This window comes from Pseudomonas sp. FG86 (assembly GCF_057808775.1).
The window spans coordinates 1-19,748 of the sequence record NZ_JBMDIS010000105.1; the positions used below are offsets into that span (position 1 = coordinate 1).

20 protein-coding genes are annotated in these 19,748 nt (G+C 61.4%); 9 read left to right on the forward strand and 11 right to left on the reverse strand.

Annotated features, from left to right (window positions below; all coding sequences use genetic code 11):
- Positions 1–374: 374 nt before the first annotated feature.
- From ACODSV_RS32445 to ACODSV_RS32460, 4 genes are read left to right on the forward strand one after another with little or no spacing between them, the layout of a single operon-like run.
- Positions 375–848 carry a MarR family winged helix-turn-helix transcriptional regulator gene (locus ACODSV_RS32445; protein WP_024076231.1) on the forward strand — a complete coding sequence of 158 codons (474 nt, stop codon included), beginning with the start codon at positions 375–377 and terminating at the stop codon, positions 846–848.
- Entirely contained in the window at positions 845–2,296 is a 1,452-nt protein-coding gene (locus ACODSV_RS32450; protein ID WP_024076230.1) for an efflux transporter outer membrane subunit, read from the forward strand. Before ACODSV_RS32445 ends, ACODSV_RS32450 begins: the two co-directional genes overlap by 4 nt.
- A 15-nt stretch (positions 2,297–2,311) precedes the next feature.
- Positions 2,312–3,514: an HlyD/EmrA/EmrK family protein gene (locus ACODSV_RS32455; protein ID WP_024076229.1), complete on the forward strand. Its 1,203-nt coding sequence runs from the start codon at positions 2,312–2,314 to the stop codon at positions 3,512–3,514.
- Positions 3,514–5,043, forward strand: a complete 1,530-nt coding sequence (locus tag ACODSV_RS32460) for a DHA2 family efflux MFS transporter permease subunit (protein ID WP_150056049.1) — start codon at positions 3,514–3,516, stop codon at positions 5,041–5,043. Before ACODSV_RS32455 ends, ACODSV_RS32460 begins: the two co-directional genes overlap by 1 nt.
- 154 nt (positions 5,044–5,197) lie before the next feature.
- Here the strand turns inward: ACODSV_RS32460 and lpxH are convergent, their stop codons facing one another.
- Positions 5,198–5,947, reverse strand: a complete 750-nt coding sequence (lpxH, locus tag ACODSV_RS32465) for a UDP-2,3-diacylglucosamine diphosphatase (RefSeq protein WP_024076227.1) — start codon at positions 5,945–5,947, stop codon at positions 5,198–5,200.
- Positions 5,944–6,447, reverse strand: a complete 504-nt coding sequence (locus tag ACODSV_RS32470; RefSeq protein WP_150056138.1) for a peptidylprolyl isomerase — start codon at positions 6,445–6,447, stop codon at positions 5,944–5,946. The genes lpxH and ACODSV_RS32470 overlap by 4 nt, the downstream gene beginning before the upstream one ends.
- 249 nt (positions 6,448–6,696) lie before the next feature.
- Between ACODSV_RS32470 and ACODSV_RS32475 the strand changes: the two genes are divergently transcribed.
- Positions 6,697–8,397, forward strand: coding sequence for a glutamine--tRNA ligase/YqeY domain fusion protein (locus tag ACODSV_RS32475; RefSeq protein WP_024076225.1), 1,701 nt, complete (start codon positions 6,697–6,699; stop codon positions 8,395–8,397).
- A 20-nt stretch (positions 8,398–8,417) separates the two neighbouring features.
- Positions 8,418–9,806 carry a cysteine--tRNA ligase gene (gene cysS, locus ACODSV_RS32480; protein ID WP_024076224.1) on the forward strand — a complete coding sequence of 463 codons (1,389 nt, stop codon included), beginning with the start codon at positions 8,418–8,420 and terminating at the stop codon, positions 9,804–9,806.
- 335 nt (positions 9,807–10,141) lie between these two features.
- On the opposite strand, the gene ACODSV_RS32485 is transcribed toward cysS, so the two are convergent.
- Positions 10,142–10,705: a dihydrofolate reductase family protein gene (locus ACODSV_RS32485; RefSeq protein WP_150056255.1), complete on the reverse strand. Its 564-nt coding sequence runs from the start codon at positions 10,703–10,705 to the stop codon at positions 10,142–10,144.
- Between the two features lie 146 nt (positions 10,706–10,851).
- Between ACODSV_RS32485 and lepB the strand changes: the two genes are divergently transcribed.
- On the forward strand, positions 10,852–11,520 hold the full coding sequence (lepB, locus tag ACODSV_RS32490; protein ID WP_069076527.1) for a signal peptidase I: 669 nt from the start codon (positions 10,852–10,854) through the stop codon (positions 11,518–11,520).
- A 180-nt stretch (positions 11,521–11,700) separates the two neighbouring features.
- The gene (locus ACODSV_RS32495; RefSeq protein WP_024076221.1) at positions 11,701–12,483 is read left to right on the forward strand and encodes an SDR family oxidoreductase; all 783 of its coding nucleotides are present in this window, start codon (positions 11,701–11,703) and stop codon (positions 12,481–12,483) included.
- Here ACODSV_RS32495 and ACODSV_RS32500 read toward each other — a convergent pair.
- Entirely contained in the window at positions 12,480–12,809 is a 330-nt protein-coding gene (locus tag ACODSV_RS32500) for a winged helix-turn-helix transcriptional regulator (protein WP_024076220.1), read from the reverse strand. The two genes, ACODSV_RS32495 and ACODSV_RS32500, sit on opposite strands and share 4 nt — an antisense overlap.
- 112 nt (positions 12,810–12,921) lie before the next feature.
- On the opposite strand from ACODSV_RS32500, the gene ACODSV_RS32505 reads away from it, so the two are divergent.
- Positions 12,922–13,380, forward strand: coding sequence for an HIT family protein (locus ACODSV_RS32505; RefSeq protein ID WP_024076219.1), 459 nt, complete (start codon positions 12,922–12,924; stop codon positions 13,378–13,380).
- A gap of 126 nt (positions 13,381–13,506) precedes the next feature.
- Here the strand turns inward: ACODSV_RS32505 and ACODSV_RS32510 are convergent, their stop codons facing one another.
- The 7 genes from ACODSV_RS32510 to ACODSV_RS32540 form a co-directional block, all read right to left on the reverse strand.
- Entirely contained in the window at positions 13,507–13,845 is a 339-nt protein-coding gene (locus tag ACODSV_RS32510) for a Na+/H+ antiporter subunit G (protein ID WP_069076526.1), read from the reverse strand.
- Positions 13,842–14,120 (reverse strand): K+/H+ antiporter subunit F, encoded by a 279-nt coding sequence (locus ACODSV_RS32515; protein WP_024076217.1) that lies wholly within the window; start codon positions 14,118–14,120, stop codon positions 13,842–13,844. The genes ACODSV_RS32510 and ACODSV_RS32515 overlap by 4 nt, the downstream gene beginning before the upstream one ends.
- Positions 14,117–14,605: a Na+/H+ antiporter subunit E gene (locus ACODSV_RS32520; RefSeq protein ID WP_024076216.1), complete on the reverse strand. Its 489-nt coding sequence runs from the start codon at positions 14,603–14,605 to the stop codon at positions 14,117–14,119. The genes ACODSV_RS32515 and ACODSV_RS32520 overlap by 4 nt, the downstream gene beginning before the upstream one ends.
- Entirely contained in the window at positions 14,602–16,278 is a 1,677-nt protein-coding gene (locus tag ACODSV_RS32525) for a monovalent cation/H+ antiporter subunit D (RefSeq protein ID WP_024076215.1), read from the reverse strand. Before ACODSV_RS32525 ends, ACODSV_RS32520 begins: the two co-directional genes overlap by 4 nt.
- A complete protein-coding gene (locus tag ACODSV_RS32530; RefSeq protein ID WP_007986256.1) occupies positions 16,275–16,619 on the reverse strand; it encodes a Na+/H+ antiporter subunit C in 345 nt (114 codons plus the stop codon). The genes ACODSV_RS32525 and ACODSV_RS32530 overlap by 4 nt, the downstream gene beginning before the upstream one ends.
- A complete protein-coding gene (locus ACODSV_RS32535) occupies positions 16,619–19,540 on the reverse strand; it encodes a monovalent cation/H+ antiporter subunit A (RefSeq protein WP_069076525.1) in 2,922 nt (973 codons plus the stop codon). Before ACODSV_RS32535 ends, ACODSV_RS32530 begins: the two co-directional genes overlap by 1 nt.
- 6 nt (positions 19,541–19,546) lie before the next feature.
- The coding region (locus ACODSV_RS32540) for a hypothetical protein (RefSeq protein WP_489078394.1) at positions 19,547–19,748 on the reverse strand (202 nt) is incomplete at its 5' end.

The following is a 19,748-nucleotide window of genomic DNA, read 5'->3' on the forward strand; positions in this document are numbered from 1 at the left end:
GGCGCGGGGCGGCTAAACCGGCATCCCTGCCGGTTTACCCCCCAAATCACTATCGGATTACGGCCAGCGTGGTTTAACGGGGCGCCTGAGATCAAGATCAAGATCTAAAGCAACGGCAACGGCAACGGCAACGGCAACGGCAAGATCAAGAGCGCGGCTCGCTTCGCGTCGGCGGTGTGGTTAGCGTTGGCTGCTACACAGTTGTGTAGAGACCGATGGCCATTAGGGCAAGCCCGTTCGCCACATGTTTGATCGCATTCCCCCGACCGCCGGCCAATTACCAAGCAAGCTAATTATTTAATTTGACATTCGCTGCCTAAGCAGTAACATCTCGTCATACATTAACTGCCTAGGCAGTAATAAGGTGGCTTTCGATGAAACACTTCACCCCTGACAACTTCCACAACTGCCACCTCGGCCTGTTGCTGGGTCGTGCCGCCATCCTCAAGGACCGCATCATCGACGCCCACATGGAACCCCACGGCATTACCGCCGCGCAGTTCAAGGTGTTGATCATCATGGCCCAGTTCGGTGTCGACACCCCGGCGGAGCTGTGTCGCAACCTGTCCCTGGACAGCGGTTCGATGACCCGCATGCTTGATCGCCTGGAGCAAAAGGGCCTGCTGGATCGCAAGCGTTCCGAACTGGACCGCCGTCAGGTGCAGTTGGTGCTCACCGCCGACGGTCAGCGCTTGGCGGACATGCTCCCGCACATCGGCGCCGACGCGTTGAACCAGTTGGCTGGCGCCTTGGAGCCCGGCGAGCTGGAAACCCTGGAAAAGATCCTCAAGAAAATTCTGATAGCTGCTGGTGATCCCATCACCCTTCAGCGGGTAGGTAAAGAATGAACACACGTGCCCTTTGCCTGGTGCTGATGGCCATGAGCATGGCCGGTTGCGCCAACTTCAGTGGCCTCGACACCCAGGGTCAACGCCTCGATGCCAACACCCTGCAAACCGGCAAGTCCCTCAGTGGCGTGAGCCTGTCGGCCGCCGCCTGGCCCAGCGCCGACTGGTGGAAAAGCCTCGGTGACCCGCAACTCGACAGCCTGATCCAGGAAGCCCTGCAAAACAGCCCGGATATGCAAGTCGCCAGCGCGCGTGCCCACCAGGCCGAAGCGGCGGCGTATGCGGCCAACGCTGCACGTATGCCGACCCTGGACGCCAGCGCCGGCGTCAGCCGTTCACGCCTGGCCAAGGATCAGGACCCGCTGGGGCAGGGCGATGCCTACGCCACCGTGCGCAACATCGGTGCCAGCTTCAATTACAACTTCGACTTATGGGGTGGCCAACGCGCCGCCTGGGAAGCCGCGTTGGGTGAAGCGCGTGCCGCCCAGGTCGACCAGCAGGCCGCGCGCCTGACCCTGGCGGCCAACGTGGCCAAAGCCTACAGCGACCTGGGCCAGGCCCATATCGTGCGTGACCTGGCCAATGACGACCTCAAGCGCACCCGGCAAATGCTCGACCTGGGCAAGCGCCGGCTGAATTCGGGTATCGACAGCCAGTACCAGTACCAGCAGACCGAAAGCCTGGAAGCCAGCTCCCAATCACAACTGATCGATGCCGAAAAGCAACTGCAGAGCGCCAAGATCGCCCTGGCCGTGTTGCTCGGCAAAGGCCCGGACCGTGGCAACGAACTGGTACGCCCCAACGTGCTGAAACCCAGTGCCGTCGCGGTACCTTCGGTGCTGCCTGCCGAACTGCTCGGCCGGCGCCCGGACCTGATCGCCGCACGCTGGCGGGTCGAGGCCGCGAGCAAGAACGTCGCCGCCAGCAAGACGCGCTTCTACCCCAACCTCAACCTGAGCGCGAGCGCCGGGGCTGAGTCGTTGCTGGGGGATGCGATGTTTGGTTCGGCCAGCCGTTTCTTCAGCATTGCGCCGACGATTTCGCTGCCGATCTTCGACGGTGGCCGCCTGCGCGCCGACCTCGATGCCCGCGATGCCGACTACGACCTGGCGGTGGCCCAGTACAACAAAACCCTGGTGCAAGCCCTCGGCGATATCGGCAATACCCTTTCACAACTGCGCGACACCGGCCGGCAGATCCAGGCCCAGCAACATGCCGCGGACATTGCCCAGCAGTCCTACGACACCGGGTTGCAACGGTACAGCTCCGGCATCGGCAATTACCTGGATGTACTGAGCATCGAGCAGCAATTGCTGCAGGCCCAGCGTCAGCTGGCGACCTTGAATGCCGCACAAATCGATCTGTCGATTCAACTGATGCAAGCCCTGGGTGGCGGCTACAACGCCGCAAACGTGGCGTCGACCACCCCAGCTACACGCACGGAATAATTTGAGGTATTTGTCATGGCCACTGCCGAAAACAGCAATGCAACGCAACAACCCAAAGACGACAGCAACCCCCGCAAACGCAAAGTGATGCTGATCGGCCTGGCGCTGATCGTGATCCTCGGGAGCGTCGGTGTGTGGGGCTGGTATGAGCTCTACGGTCGCTTCAACGAGAGCACCGACGACGCCTACGTGAATGGCAACGTGGTGGAAATCACCCCGCTGGTCACCGGTACCGTGGTCAGCATCGGCGCCGACGATGGCGACCTGGTCCATGAAGGCCAGGTGCTGGTCAATTTCGACCCGAACGACGCAGCGGTCGGCCTGCAAAGTGCCCAGGCCAACCTGGCGCGCACCGTGCGTCAGGTGCGTGGCTTGTACAGCAATGTCGATGGCATGAAAGCCCAGGTGAACGCCCAGAAAGCCGATGTGCAAACCGCCCAGGACAACTACAACCGACGCAAGACCCTGGCCCAGGGCGGGGCGATCTCCCAGGAGGAGCTGTCCCACGCCCGTGACAGCCTGACCGCGGCCAAGAACGCCCTGACCAACCTTGAGCAACAACTCAAAACCAGCAACGCCCTGGTGGATGACACCGTGATCTCGTCCCACCCGGACGTGCAAGCCGCCGCCGCACAACTGCGCCAAGCCTACCTGGCCAATGCGCGCAGCACTTTGATCGCCCCTGTCACCGGCTATGTGGCCAAGCGCACCGTGCAACTGGGCCAGCGTGTCCAGCCGGGCACGGCGTTGATGGCGGTAATCCCGCTCAACCAGCTGTGGATCGACGCCAACTTCAAGGAAACCCAGTTGCGCAACATGCGTATCGGCCAGCCGGTGGACATCGAGGCGGATATCTACGGCAGCGACGTGAAGTTCAGCGGTACGGTCGACAGCCTCGGCGCGGGCACCGGCAGCGCGTTTGCCCTGCTGCCGGCACAGAACGCCACCGGTAACTGGATCAAGATCGTGCAACGGGTGCCGGTGCGCATCCATGTCAATGCCGACGAACTGGCCAAGCACCCGCTGCGCGTGGGCTTGAGCACCGTGGTCAATGTCGACCTGCATGACCAGAGCGGCCCGGTGCTGGCGCAACAGGCCCCGCAAAAGGCCTCGTTCACCACGGATGTGTATGAACGCCAATTGGCCGAGGCCGACGCCATGATCACCCAATTGATCCATGACAACAGCGTCGCTGCTCCCAAGGCTGCGCAACGCTGATGAGCAATAACGCCTCCTTCTCACCGCCGAGCCTGTTGATGGCCACCATTGGCCTGTCGCTGGCGACCTTTATGCAGGTGCTCGACACCACGATCGCCAACGTGGCGTTGCCGACGATTTCCGGCAACCTCGGCGTGAGTTCGGAGCAGGGCACCTGGGTGATCACCTCATTTGCGGTGAGCAATGCCATCGCCTTGCCGCTGACCGGCTGGTTGAGCCGGCGCTTTGGTGAGGTGAAGCTGTTCCTGTGGGCCACCCTCCTGTTCGTGCTGGCCTCGTTTCTCTGCGGTATCTCCACCTCGATGCCCGAGCTGATTGGCTTTCGGGTGCTGCAAGGCCTGGTGGCGGGGCCGTTGTACCCGATGACCCAGACCCTGTTGATCGCCGTCTACCCCCCCGCGAGGCGCGGCATGGCCTTGGCGTTATTGGCGATGGTCACCGTGGTGGCGCCGATTGCCGGCCCCATCCTGGGTGGCTGGATCACCGATAGCTACAGCTGGCCGTGGATCTTCTTTATCAACGTGCCCATCGGCATCTTTGCGGTGATGGTGGTGCGTTCGCAATTGAAGGCACGCCCGGTGGTCACCAGTTACCAGCCGATGGATTACGTCGGATTGCTGAGCTTGATCGTCGGTGTCGGCGCCTTGCAGATCATCCTCGACAAGGGCAACGACCTGGACTGGTTCGAATCCAACTTCATCATCATCGGCGCGGTGATCTCGGCGATTGCCCTGGCGGTGTTCATCATTTGGGAACTGACTGACCAGCACCCGGTGGTCAACCTGCGGCTGTTTGCCTACCGGAACTTCCGCATCGGTACCATTGTGTTGATCCTGGGCTATGCGGGGTTCTTCGGCATCAACCTGATCCTGCCGCAGTGGTTGCAAACCCAGATGGGCTACACCGCGACGTGGGCGGGCCTGGCGGTGGCGCCGATCGGCATCCTGCCGGTGCTGATGTCGCCGTTTGTCGGCAAGTACGCGCACAAGTTCGACCTGCGCCTGCTGGCCGGCCTGGCGTTCCTGGCGATTGGCTTGAGCTGCTTCATGCGGGCAGGCTTCACCAATGAGGTGGACTTCACCCACATCGCCCTGGTGCAGCTGTTCATGGGCATCGGCGTGGCACTGTTCTTCATGCCGACCTTGAGCATCTTGATGTCCGACCTGCCACCGCAGCAGATTGCCGATGGTGCGGGCCTGGCGACCTTCCTGCGGACCCTGGGTGGTAGCTTCGCGGCATCGCTGACCACGTGGATCTGGATTCGCCGGGCGGACCAGCACCACGCGTACATGAGCGAAAACATGACGACCTACGACTCGGCGACCCGTGATGCGTTGAACGCACTCGGCGGGGCAGGGCAGAAGGCTTATGCGCAATTGGACCAGATCCTCACCAGCCAGGCATACATGATGTCCACCGTGGATTACTTCACGCTGCTGGGATGGATGTTCATGGGGTTGATGCTGCTGGTGTGGCTGGCCAAGCCGCCGTTTACCGCGAAGGCGGGGCCGGCTGCTTCCGGTCACTGATTCCGAAAACGTACAGGGATCTAAATGTGGGAGGGGGCTTGCCCCCGATGGCGGTGGATCAGTCACAGCAATATTGACTGGCCTACTGCTATCGGGGGCAAGCCCCCTCCCACATTTGGATCTTTGTTCACATTGGATCAGTGGTGTTTGGTGATCAGGCGCCAGGCAACGCCAGTTGCGGGTTCACAAAATCAAACGCCGCCAACTGAAACCCTTGCTCATCCACCTGCAACGCCCAGCCCTGCTTGTCCCAATCCCCCAGCACAATGCGCTTGGCCGCCTGGTCGCCAATCTGCAACTTGTGGATCGCCGGACGGTGCGTATGGCCGTGGACCAGGGTGCGCACGCCAAATTGCTGCATCACCCGCGGCACTTCTTCCGGGGTGACGTCGACAATATCGTTGGCCTTCATCCGCGTCTGCGCACGGCTTTCGCTGCGCAGCTTGCGCGCCAGCGCGTGGCGGGCGCGCAGTGGCAGGTGACGCAGGATAAACAGCACCAGCGGGTTACGCAGGATGCGCCGCAGCTTCATATAGCCGAGGTCGCGGGTGCAGAGACTGTCGCCGTGCATCAGCAGCACGGGCTCGCCATGGAGCTGCACGACACTCGGGTCCTTGAGCAAGGTAGCGCCTGTGGTTTTGCAGAACGCCTTGCCGATCAGGAAATCGCGGTTGCCATGCATGATAAAAATCGGGGTACCGCTGTCGCTCAGCTCGCGCAGAGCTGCGCAGATCGAACGCTGGAAGGGGGTCATCCCATCGTCGCCAATCCAGGCTTCAAAGAAGTCCCCCAGAATGTACAACGCCTGGGCGCCACGGGCGCGGCCGTGGAGCAGATCCAGAAACGCCCGGGTAATGTCCGGGCGTTCCTCTTCCAGATGCAAATCTGAAATCAGCAATATCACTCAATGATCTCGGCTTTCTCGATGATCACGTCTTCTGCTGGCACGTCCTGGTGGCCGGCCTTGCTGGTGGTGGAAACTGCTTTGATCTTGTCGACAACGTCAGTGCCTTCGGTGACTTTACCGAACACCGCGTAGCCCCAGCCTTGAACGTTCTTGCCGCTGTGGTTCAGGAAGGTGTTGTCGGCCACGTTGATGAAGAACTGCGCGGAGGCCGAATGCGGCTCCATGGTACGGGCCATGGCAACGGTGTACTTGTCGTTGGAAAGGCCGTTGTCCGCTTCGTTCTGGATGCTTGGACGCTTGTCTTTCTTTTCTTTCATGCCTGGCTCGAAACCGCCGCCCTGGACCATGAAGTTGCCGATGACACGGTGGAAAACGGTATTTTCGTAGTGGCCGGCTTTCACGTATTCGATGAAGTTGGCGACGGTGATCGGCGCTTTCTCGGCGTTCAGCTCGATGACGATGTCACCGTAGTTGGTGGTCAGTTTGACTTGAGTCATGTGTACTACTCTTTTCAGGGAATTCGTGGGTTCGGGCGCCTCGGCGCCACGACCGGTTTGGCTAAACGACGGCCAAGACGCGCAGTTTAACGTGCCCTGCAGGAATTTCGAGGTGGTTTTTTACCGCCCGGGCAATTAAACCAGCAGTTTTTGGCCGTGCTCTGTCAGGTGGTTGACAGCATCGGCTATGATATCGCCTTTGTTTTATCTGGCCCCACCCGGCCACGAACCTGTCTGTTCAAGGATCCTATGAGCAAGCCCACTGTCGACCCTACCTCGAATTCCAAGGCCGGACCTGCCGTCCCGGTCAATTTCCTGCGCCCGATCATCCAGGCGGACCTGGATTCGGGCAAGCACACGCAGATCGTCACCCGCTTCCCGCCAGAGCCCAACGGCTACCTGCACATCGGTCACGCCAAGTCGATCTGTGTGAACTTCGGCCTGGCCCAGGAGTTCGGTGGCGTCACGCACCTGCGTTTCGACGACACCAACCCGGCCAAGGAAGACCAGGAATACATCGACGCCATCGAGAGCGACATCAAGTGGCTGGGCTTCGAGTGGTCCGGTGAAGTGCGCTACGCCTCCCAGTACTTCGACCAGTTGTTCGACTGGGCCGTCGAGCTGATCAAGGCCGGCAAGGCCTACGTCGACGACCTGACCCCGGAGCAGGCCAAGGAATACCGTGGCACCCTGACCGAGCCAGGCAGGAACAGCCCGTTCCGCGACCGTTCGGTAGAAGAGAACCTCGACTGGTTCGCCCGCATGCGTGCCGGTGAGTTCCCGGACGGTGCCCGCGTGCTGCGCGCCAAGATCGACATGGCTTCGCCGAACATGAACCTGCGCGACCCGATCATGTACCGCATCCGCCATGCCCACCACCACCAGACCGGTGACAAGTGGTGCATCTACCCCAACTACGATTTCACCCACGGTCAGTCGGACGCCATCGAAGGCATCACCCACTCCATCTGCACCCTGGAGTTCGAGAGCCATCGCCCGCTGTACGAATGGTTCCTGGAGCACCTGCCGGTACCGGCGCACCCGCGCCAGTACGAATTCAGCCGCCTGAACCTGAACTACACCATCACCAGCAAGCGCAAGCTCAAGCAACTGGTGGATGAAAAGCACGTGCATGGCTGGGACGACCCGCGCATGTCGACGCTGTCGGGCTTCCGCCGTCGCGGCTACACTCCGGCGTCGATCCGTAATTTCTGTGAGATGGTCGGTACCAACCGCTCCGACGGCGTGGTCGACTACGGCATGCTCGAGTTCAGCATCCGCCAGGACCTCGACGCGAACGCGCCGCGCGCCATGTGCGTGCTGCGCCCGTTGAAAGTCGTGATCACCAACTACCCGGAAGACAAGGTCGACAACCTCGAGCTGCCGCGTCATCCGCAGAACGAAGCACTGGGCGTGCGCAAGCTGCCGTTCGCGCGTGAAATCTACATCGACCGCGATGACTTCATGGAAGAGCCGCCAAAAGGCTACAAGCGCCTGGAGCCAAATGGCGAAGTGCGCCTGCGCGGCAGCTACGTGATCCGCGCCGACGAAGCCATCAAGGACGCCGATGGCAACATCGTCGAGCTGCGTTGCTCCTACGACCCGGAAACCCTGGGCAAGAACCCTGAAGGCCGCAAGGTCAAGGGCGTGATCCACTGGGTGCCGGCCGCTGCCAGCATCGAGTGTGAAGTGCGTCTGTACGATCGCCTGTTCCGTTCGCCGAATCCTGAAAAGGCCGAAGACAGCGCCAGCTTCCTCGACAACATCAACCCTGACTCCCTGCAAGTGCTCACCGGTTGTCGTGCCGAGCCATCCTTGGGCGACGCACAGCCGGAAGACCGTTTCCAGTTCGAGCGCGAAGGCTACTTCTGCGCGGATATCAAGGACTCGAAACCAGGTCAGCCGGTATTCAACCGTACCGTGACCTTGCGTGATTCGTGGGGCCAGTGATTCTGTTTTAAGGAACTGTCGTGCTAACGATCTACAACACACTCAGCAAGACCAAAGAAGTCTTCAAGCCGCTGGATGGCAACAAGGTGCGCATGTACGTGTGCGGCATGACCGTGTACGACTATTGCCACATCGGCCACGGTCGCAGCATGGTTGCCTTCGACCTGGTGACCCGCTGGTTGCGTTTCAGCGGCTATGACTTGACCTATGTGCGCAACATCACCGACATCGACGACAAGATCATCAACCGCGCCAACGAAAACGGCGAGTCGTTCGATGCGCTGACCGAGCGCATGATCGCCGCCATGCACGAGGACGAGGCGCGCCTCAACATCCTCAAGCCGGACATGGAGCCGCGTGCCACGGACCACATCCCTGGCATGCACGCGATGATCCAGACCCTGATCGACAAGGGCTACGCCTACGCCCCAGGCAATGGCGACGTGTACTACCGCGTCGCCAAGTTCATGGGCTACGGCAAGCTGTCGCGCAAGAAAATCGAAGACCTGCGCATCGGCGCGCGCATTGAAGTCGACGAAGCCAAGCAGGATCCGTTGGACTTCGTGCTGTGGAAAGGCACCAAACCCGGCGAACCAAGCTGGGAATCGCCATGGGGCGCCGGGCGTCCGGGCTGGCACATCGAATGCTCGGTGATGTCCACCTGCTGCCTGGGCGAGACCTTCGACATCCATGGCGGCGGCAGCGACCTGGAGTTCCCGCACCACGAGAACGAAATCGCCCAAAGCGAAGCCGCCACCGGCAAGACCTACGCCAACGCCTGGATGCACTGCGGCATGATCCGCATCAATGGCGAGAAGATGTCCAAGTCCTTGAACAACTTCTTCACCATCCGCGACGTGCTGGAAAAGTACCACCCGGAGGTTGTGCGTTACCTGTTGGTGTCCAGCCACTACCGCAGCGCCATCAACTACTCGGAAGACAACCTCAAGGACGCCAAAGGCGCCCTGGAGCGCTTCTACCACGCGTTGAAAGGCTTGCCCGCCGTTGCACCGGCTGGCGGCGAAGCGTTCGTGGCACGGTTTACCGAAGTGATGAACGACGACTTCGGCACGCCGGAAGCATGTGCGGTGCTGTTCGAGATGGTGCGCGAGATCAACCGCCTGCGTGAGAGTGATCTCGACGCAGCGGCTGGGTTGGCGGCTCGCTTGAAGGAACTGGCCAGTGTGCTGGGCGTGTTGCAGATGGAAGCCGATGACTTCCTGCAAGCCGGCGCTGAAGGGCGTGTGGATGCGGCTGAGGTTGATGCGCTGATCCAGGCGCGTCTGGCGGCTCGTGCCAACAAGGACTGGGCGGAATCCGACCGTATCCGTGACCAACTGACCGCGATGGGCGTGGTGTTGGAAGACGGCAAGGGCGGGACGACGTGGCGGTTGGCCGACCAGGCTTGATCAGCAAACCCTGAATAAAAAACGCCCCGACTGGTTCAGGGCGTTTTTTTGCGCCCTGTTTTAGTGAGCGGCTCACCCGATCCAGTGTGGGATTGGCGGTATCCATGCGATCCACAGCCGGGCTGCTCTCCACCTGCCACCCGCGATCAAATGTGGGAGGGGGCTTGCCCCCGATGGCGGTGGGTCAGCCAACACACCTGCCAACCGTGCCACCGCCTTCGAAGCCTCGCTAAAGCTCGACATCTCCCACAGGGGATTGGCGGTATCCACGAGATCTACAGCCGGGCTGCTCTCTACCTGCCACCCGCGATCCAGTGCGGGAGGGGGCTTGCCCCCTATTGCGCGGTGCGAGGGCCTGCTGCTACTTGATATCGACTCTGCACAAAACCATTGTCCGACACGTACGTTCCGACGTGGTGGAGCTCATGCTCACTGCCAACCTGACTGAATAGCGGGATCCCTTGCCCGAGTAAAACCGGGATACGGGTAATGATCAGCTCATTGATCAGGCCCGCTTCAAGAAACGCCTGGATCGTTTGGCCACCGTCGATATAGAGATGCTTCATGCCGCGCTCAGCTAACGCCGCCACGAGTGTGGTTGCATCTCCCGCCATGACCTCGACCTTGCCCTCCAGATGTGCAGGGATTTGCAGCGGCTGGTGAGAGAGCGCAATGACCGGTGTACCCTCATAGAGCCACTTGGGGAAGGACACTACTTTCTCCAGGGTTTTTCGGCCCATCACCAGCGCATCGACCGTGGCGATAAAGCGTTCATAGGTCATGCCTTTTAACTCAGCGGTTTCATATTCCGGCCGGAGCAACCATTCGATATCACCGTCTGGACGGGCAATAAAGCCGTCGATGCTGGCGGCGATAAAGACAGAACATTTGATCTCCATGGTGGACACTCCTCTTTATGCGCTGGACGCAACGACAGTCAACGGGGGCTTTTAGCCTGGCGCTAATGTTAATTTAATCTTTGCGTGTAACAACCGAGCGGCGATAAAGATAGCCCTTACGCCCCCTTTCTGCCGTGCGAGGATGTATGCGAAGTTGGTTGATCCGTTACCGTTACGCAATTATTTTCTGGTTGTGCTTCGGCGTTTTCCGTACATCCCTGGCCGACTGGAATCCCATTCCCTCTGGCTCCATGCGCCCGACATTGCTGGAGGGCGATGTGGTGTTGGTCAATCGCGTGGCCTACGACCTCAAGCTGCCGCTCACGGACATCTCCCTGGCCAAACTCGATAACCCCCAGCGCGGCGATGTGGTGACGTTCTCGTCGCCCAAGGATGGCATGCGCCTGATCAAGCGCATCGTCGGTATTCCCGGTGACACCCTGGAAATGAAGGATGAGGTGTTGTGGGTTAACGGCGTGCCGTCCACCTACAGTGACGCACAGGACATCAGTGAACCCATCGTTCCCGGCCATACGGTGCCAGGAATCAAGCTGACCGAACGGGCGGCCAACCGTCAGCGCACGGTGCAGTTCATGCCGACGGTGCGGGCACTGCGCAATTTCGGGCCGGTGGTGGTGCCGGCCGACAGCTATTTCATGCTGGGGGACAATCGCGATAACAGCGATGACTCCCGGTACATCGGTTTTGTGCCGCGTCGGCTGTTGATCGGGCGGGCACATCATGTGCTGGCATCGGCGCAGATCCTGGATCACTGGATGCCACGCCTGAACAGATTCGGTGCGCCGATCCTGTAAGGACAAGCCCCCATTACCCTTTTAGGAGCTGGCAAGCCGACTCCTACAGTTGGGTGTGTTACGAGGCCCCCTGAATCCAGACACTAACTTTTGGGTTAGCCCATTACCTTTTCGTGCGTTCTTGTGGGCTATCCGCCCGGTTCCTATCCTGCGGTCTTCGTTTATCCAGGAGTAGGTTCCATGAGCTTTGATCTCGGACTAAAAGGCCTTCGTGCGCTGGTCACCGGTGGCACCAAAGGTATTGGCGCCGCCGTGGTGGCGGTGTTGCGTGAACAAGGCGCCCAGGTGATTTCGGTCGCGCGTTCGGCGGCGGATTCGACGCCCGAAGGCGTGCATTTCATCGCTGCCGACCTAGGCACTGCCGCCGGTTGTGCGAGTGCTACTGAGGCGGTGAAGGCTCGGCTTGGCGGCGTCGATATCATCGTCAATGTGCTCGGCGGCTCAAGCGCGCCCGGTGGTGGTTTTGCGGTGCTCGATGATGAGCAGTGGGCGAATGCCCTGGGCCAGAACCTGATGGCGGCAGTGCGGGTGGATCGGGCGCTCCTGCCTGGGATGCTCGCGCGCGGCGCCGGGGTGATTATTCATGTCACGTCGATCCAGCGGGAGTTGCCGTTGCCGGATTCGACCACGGCGTATGCCGCTGCAAAGGCAGCATTGGCGACCTACAGCAAGAGCCTGTCGAAAGAAGTCACGCCCAAGGGTATTCGGGTGGTGCGGGTTTCGCCGGGCTGGGTGGAGACGGACGCGGCGGTAGCACTGGCGGAGCGCCTGGCGGAGCAGGCGGGAACGGATTACGAGGGGGGCAAGCAGATCATCATGCAGGCGCTCGGCGGTATTCCGCTTGGACGGCCGGCCAAGCCTCAGGAGGTGGCTGACTTGATCGCCTTCCTGGTCTCGCCCCGCGCCGCGTCGATCAGCGGCACCGAGTACGTGATCGACGGCGGCACCGTCCCTACGGTCTAATTCGTCGGTTTGGCGGCTTGCCATTTGAGCAGGCCATCCAGTACCGGGCACAGGCTCTGCCCCCACTCGGTCATACGGTATTCCACCTTGGGCGGCACCACTGGGTAGACCGTGCGCTGTACCAGGCCATCGGCTTCGAGCTGGCGCAATTGCTGGGCGAGCATCTTTTGCGAGATATCCGGGATCAGTCGCTCAAGGTCGGAATAACGCTGCACCTGGCCGCCGAACAGGTGGAACAGAATGATCAGCTTCCAGCGCCCGCCAAGCCAGGCGAGCGTGGTTTCGACGTCGGCGGCGGCGGTGGCAGGGGTGTAGGTTTTACTCATCGCATACGTCCTAGGACATTTCGGAAAGTTGCCATTTGTTTTGACGTCCGCCGCAGGCTGGCTTTAGATGGTCGACACGACCAAACCCACGATGAAACCAGCGGTGATTCAAATGGATTGTATCTTCTGCAGCATTGTTCAAAAGACCTCCCCAGCGCACATTCTGTGGGAAGACGACCAGCATATGGCGTTTCTTTCGATCTTTCCCAATACACCGGGTTTCAGCGTGGTAATCCCAAAGCAGCACTACGGCAGCTATGCGTTTGCGCAGTCGGATGAGGTGTTGGCCGGGCTTGCCGTTGCAGCGAAGAAAACCGCGCTTCAGATCGACCGTGCGTTTCCCGATGTGGCCCGTACGGGGATGATGCTGGAAGGGTATGGGGTGGATCATCTGCATGCGAAGCTGTTTCCCATGCATGGGACTGGGCAGGACAGCACGTTCAAGCCGTTGAGCTCTAAGGTGGATAAGTTTTTTGAGGCATATGAGGGCTATATCTCTTCCCACGATCATGTGCGGGCCGATGATAAGGGGTTGGCGGAATTGGCGGCGCACATCAGGTCTTTTGCCTAGCGCCAATCCAAATGTGGGAGGGGGCTTGCCCCCGATAGCAGTGGGTCAGCTACAGGTGAGCTGACTGATCCACCGCCATCGGGGGCAAGCCCCCTCCCACAGTTTTGACCGTGTTTTCTATAGGGATCAACGGCGGCTGCTGACTTCGGCGGGTACATCATCGCCAGCCATGCGCTTGCGAAACAACGCCGTGCGCGCCAGCAGCAGGGTGGTCACCGGCACGGTGATCGACAGCAAAATCGGAATCAACCAGCCGTGCAGCACCGGTCCGGACTTGAGCACCGAAAAATAGATAATCGATGCCAACGCCACACTCCACGCGCCCAGCGTCGAGGCCAGTGCCGGAGGGTGCATGCGCTGGAAGAAGTCTTTCATGCGCAGCAAGCCAATCGCGCCGATCAGTGCGAACACGCTGCTCAATACCAACAGTACCGCGACGACGATTTCCATCCATAACGGCATCATTCAATCACCTCCCCACGCAGCAGGAATTTCGCCAGGGCAAATGAGCCGACGAAGCCGAACAGCGCAATCAGCAGCGCCGCTTCAAAGTAGGTGTCGCTGGCATAACGAATACCCAGCACCAGCATCATCAGCATGGCCAGGATATACAGGTAGTCCAGCGCCAGTACCCGGTCCTGGGCCGAGGGGCCTTTGAACAGGCGGATCAACGTCAGCACCATGGCCAGGGAGAACAGGAACAGGCTGAACAGGATCGCATTGGAGAGCAGGGGGCTCATTCGAAGATCTCCATCAGGGGCCGTTCGTAGGCGTGTTTGAAGTGCTGGATAAACTGCGCGTCGTCATCCAGATCGAACACGTGCAACAGCAGGATGCTGCGGTCCAGGGCCAGTTCGGACCAGACGGTACCGGGCGTCACGCTGGTGATCATTGACAGCACAGCCAGCCCATTGGGGTCGCGCAGGTCCAGGGGGATTTTGACGAAGCGCGAACGCGGTGGTCGCGAGCCGCACACCAGCACCCCCCAGGCCACCTGCAGGTTGGAGATGATCACGTCGCGGCCGACCAGAAAGAACAGGCGGATGATCACCCCAGGGCGGCGGATGCGGATCGGCAGCGGACGCAGTGGCGCCATCAGCAGCGGCGCGAGAAAGCCCAGCAGTGCCCCTAGCAGCAGGTTGCCGGGGCTGACGGACAGGTTGAGTACCAGCCACAGCACCCACAACGCCAGCGACAGCCACGGGGCAGGGAACAGGCGCTTCATGGTTGCACCTCCAGCGCGGCGCGGGCTTCGGGGCTGGGTATCGGGCGCTGGGCCATGACGGCCATTACGTAGCGTTCTGGGTTGTTCAGGCTCTTGGCGATGTCCAGGGTGTAGTTCATCAGCGGTTCGGCCTTGAACGTCAGCACGACGCTCAAGCCCAGCAGGAAGAAAATCGGCAGGCATTCGAAGCGGCGCAGCAGCGGCGAAGGGCGCTCTTCCGGGGTCCAGAAGCGCTGGATGCCCAGGCGGGCGAAGGCCATCAGCGATGCGAGGCCCGACAGGATCAACAAGGCGGCCAGGCCCCAGGCAGCCGGGCGAATCGGCTCATCAATGCTGAACCACAGGCCGATCGGATTGAGCAGCGCACTCAGCAGGTTGAGTTTGCCGATAAACCCCGACAACGGGGGCATGCCGATAATCAGCAGGGCGCAGGCAATAAAGCTCAGGCCGAGGAACGCCATGGTCCAGGGAATGACCTGGCCGACCACGGCTTTCTGTTCGTCATCGAGGTTGACGCCTGGCCGTGGATGCAAGGACTCCATGGCTTTGGGCAGCGCATCGATTTCTTCATCCAAAGGCAGGTCGTTGGCCGAACGCGATCGCTCGATCAGTTCCGCCAGCAGGAACAGGGCACTCAGCGCCAATGTCGAGCTGACCAGATAGAACAATGCGCCTGCCGTCAGGCTTGGCTGGGCGAACCCCACCGCTGACAGCAGGATGCCGGCCGATACCAGAATGCTCAGACTGGCCATGCGCTCCAGGCGCTGCGCCGCCACCATGGCCAGTGAGGCGCAGATGATCGTGGCCATGCCGCCGTACACCAGCCAGTCGCCGCCGAACAGTGCCGACGCGCCGGCCTGGCCAGAGAACAGCAGGGTCCACAAACGTAGCACGGTGTACACGCCGACCTTGGTCATGATCGCGAACATCGCCGCCACCGGCGCGCTGGCCGAGGAGTAGGCGGGTGCCAACCAGAAATTCAGCGGCCACATGCCCGCCTTGGCCAGGAATGCGGTGGCGAGGATCGCCGCGCCGGCATGCAACAGGCCGCGATCGGCTTCCGGCACCAGCGGGATTTTCAACGCTAGGTCGGCGAAGTTCAGCGTGCCGGTGACGCCATAGACCATCGCCGCGCCGATCAGGAACAGCGACGAGGCCAGCAGGTTGATCGCGATGTAATGCAGCCCCGACGACACCCGTGCGCGCCCCGAACCGTGCAGCATCAAGCCATAGGACGCAGCCAGCAGCACTTCGAAGAAGACGAACAGGTTGAACAGGTCGGCGGTCAGGAAGGCACCGTACAAGCCCATCAACTGAATCTGGAACAGCGCATGGAAACTGGTGCCGGCACGGTCCCAGCGGGCCATGGCAAACAACAGCGCGCTGACGCCGACGATGCCGGTCAGCACCAGCATCAGCACCGATAACTTATCCGCCACCAGCACGATGCCGAACGGCGCTTGCCAGTTGCCCAGCAGGTAAACCACCACCGCATCGCTACTGCCGTGCATCCACCCCATCAGGAACACCGAGAGGCCGAGGCCGAGCAGGGTCGAGAACAGGTTGATACGGGCCTTGAGTGGCCGGCGCTTTTCGCCAAGCATCAGCATCAATGCCGCGGTCAGCAGGGGCAGCAGGATCGGCGCGGCGATCAGGGAGTACGCCAGGTTCATTCCTTGGGCTCCCGGCCGTCCACATGGTCGGTGCCGGTCAGGCCCCGCGATGCCAGCAGCACCACGAGGAACAACGCGGTCATCGCGAAGCTGATCACGATCGCCGTCAGCACCAGTGCCTGGGGCAGGGGGTCGGTGTAATGCAGCAGGTCTTGCGGCACGCCGTCCTTGATGATCGGCTCCTTGCCGATAAACAGGCTGCCCATGCTGAAGATGAACAGGTTGACCCCGTATGACAGCAGGCACAGGCCCATCACCACCTGGAACGTCCGTGGCCGCAGGATCAACCAGACGCCCGAGGCAGCCAGCACCCCAATGGCAATTGCAATGACTTCTTCCATCAGGCGGCTCCTTCCGTTGCGGCAACCACTTTGGCCTGGTTGCTCGGTTTATGGGCCCGTACCGACTGGTGACCGAGGGCGGTGAGCATCAACAGGGTCGAGCCGACGACCATGGCGTACACGCCGACGTCGAAGAACAACGCGCTGGCGATATGAATGTCGCCCAGCACCGGCAAGCTGAAATGCCACGTATGGGTGGTGAGGAATGGGTAGCCGGCAAACAACGCACCCAGCCCGGTGAGGGTCGCCGAGAACAGCCCGAAGCCCATCCAGCGCATCGGCCGCAAACTCATCTGCGCCTCGACCCACTGGGTGCCGGCGACCATGTATTGCAGGATAAACGCCACCGACATCACCAGCCCGGCGACAAACCCGCCGCCCGGTTGATTGTGGCCGCGCATGAACAGGTAGAACGACACCACCAGCGCAATCGGCAGCAGCAGGCGCACCAGCACTGCCGGCACCATCATGAAGCCCAGGGCGGTATCGCTGGCCTGGCGCGGGTTGACCAGGTCGGTGGCCACGTCCGGCGCCAACTGGCGCTGTTGCGGCGGCAATTCCATGCTCTCTTTTGACGGGCGGAAGCGCCGCAGCAGGGCGTAGACGGTCAGCGCGACGGCGCCGAGCACGGTGATTTCGCCGAGGGTGTCGAAGCCGCGGAAGTCCACCAGCATCACGTTCACCACGTTGCTGCCACCGCCTTCGGGCAGGGCGCGGCTGAGGTAAAACGATGAGATGTCGTTAGGCGTCTGGCGCGTCAACATCGCGTAGGACAGCAGCGCCATGCCGCCGCCGACCACGGTGGACAGCAGGAAGTCGCGCAGGCGCCGAACGCGTGCCTTGCGCAGCGAGCTGGGCAGTGGCGAGACTTCTTCGATCCGCCGTGGCAGCCAGCGCAGGCCCAGCAGGATCAGCACGGTGGTGACCACTTCGACCACCAGTTGCGTCAGCGCCAGGTCCGGCGCCGAGAACCACACGAAGGTGATGCAGGTCATCAGGCCACACACGCTGACCATGGTCAGGGCGGCCAGCCGGTGGTACTTGGCTTGCCAGGCAGCGCCCAGGGCGCAGGCAATCGCCAGCAACCACAGGGTCACGAACACGATGGAGCCCGGGATCTTCGGCCGGTCGCCCCAGCTGAGGCCGCTGTTGATCACAGGGATCATGCCGCCGATCACGGCCACCAGCACCAGTAGGAACAATTGGGTCTGCAGGCGCTTGGTGCTGATGCGTTTCTCGATCTTGCGCACGCCGCGCATCATCACCACCAGGCTGCGTTCGAAGCCGCGCTTGCCGTTGAAGTAGCTGATGATTGGCGGGTATTTGAAGCGGCCACGCTTGAGTTGCTTACGCAGCAGCAGGTACAGCACCACACCGCCGGACATGGCCACCAGGCTCATGATCATCGGTGCATTCCAGCCGTGCCAGATCGCCAGGCTGTACTCCGGCAGCACGCCGCCGACTACCGGCAGCGCGGCGGCAGCGAGGATCGAACCGACCACTTGGGCCGGGAAGATACCCACCAGCAGGCAGGTAAACACCAGCAGCTCAACCGGCGCGCGCATCCAGCGCGGCGGCTCGTGGGGTGTGTGCGGCAGGTCGGTGGCGGCCGGACCGAAGAACACATCCACGGTAAAGCGCAGGGCGTAGGCCACGCTGAACGTACCGGCGATGGTCGCGATCATCGGCAGGGCGATTTCCACCCAGGCGGTTGCCGAGATAAACACGGTTTCGGCGAAGAACATCTCTTTGGACAGGAAGCCGTTGAGCAACGGTACGCCGGCCATGGATGCACTGGCCACCATCGCCAGGGTCGCGGTAAACGGGATCAAGCGCACCAGGCCACTGAGTTTGCGGATGTCCCGCGTGCCGCTTTCGTGGTCGATGATGCCCGCCGCCATGAACAGCGAGGCCTTGAAGGTGGCGTGATTGAGGATGTGGAACACCGCTGCGACCGCGGCCAGCGGGCTGTTGAGGCCCAGCAGCAGGGTGATCAGCCCGAGGTGGCTGATGGTGGAATAGGCTAAAAGGCCTTTTAGGTCATTCTGGAACATGGCGCAGTAGGCGCCGAGGAGGAGGGTGAGCGCGCCGGCACCGCCGACGATCCAGAACCATTCTTCGCTGCCGGACAGCGACGGCCACAGGCGGGCCAGCAGGAACACGCCGGCCTTCACCATCGTCGCCGAGTGCAGATAGGCTGAAACCGGGGTGGGCGCTGCCATCGCGTGGGGCAGCCAGAAGTGGAACGGGAACTGCGCGCTTTTGCTCAGCGCGCCAATCAGCACCAGGGCCAGCATCACCGGGTACAGCGAATGCGCACGAATCTGATCACCCGCCGCCAGCACCTTGTCCAGGTCATAGCTGCCGACGATATGCCCCAGCAGCATCACGCCCGCCAGCAGGCACAACCCACCGGCGCCCGTCACCATCAACGCCATGTACGCACCGCGCCGTGCATCAGCGCGGTGGTGCCAGTAGCCGATCAACAGGAACGAGAACAGGCTGGTCAGTTCCCAGAAGAACACGATCTGGATCAGGTTGCCGGAAATCACCAGGCCGAGCATGGCGCCCATGAACGCCAGGAAAAACGCGAAGAAGCGCGGCACCGGATCGTCCGGCGACATGTAGTAACGCGCATACAGCGACACCAGCGTGCCGATGCCGAGCACCAGCATCGAGAACAGCCAGGCGAACCCGTCCATACGCAAGACGAAATTCAGGCCGAGGCTGGGCAACCACATGAATTCTTCGCGGATCACGCCACCGTGGGCGATCTGGGGGTAGAGCAGGGCGACTTGAACGGTTCCGACCAGGGCCACAAGGCCAGCCAGCAGGGATTCGGTGTTACGTGCGTTATGCGGCAGCAAGGCCGCCAGACAGCTGCCAATGAAAGGCAGAAGCAGTAGAACTATCAGGGACATAGGCTTCTAATCTGCAGGAGTTTGGGATGCATCATACGTGCCGCTTTCGTGATCACCAAACGGCAAGATGTGGCAGGATCCTACAAGATAGGTCGAATAATCCCATTTGGCAGTGTTTCGGACCTGATCGCTCCCCTGTGGCTGCTGTGGCTGCTGTGGCAAGCGGGCTTGTTGTGGCGAGCGGGCTTGCCCCGCGTTGGGCTGCGAA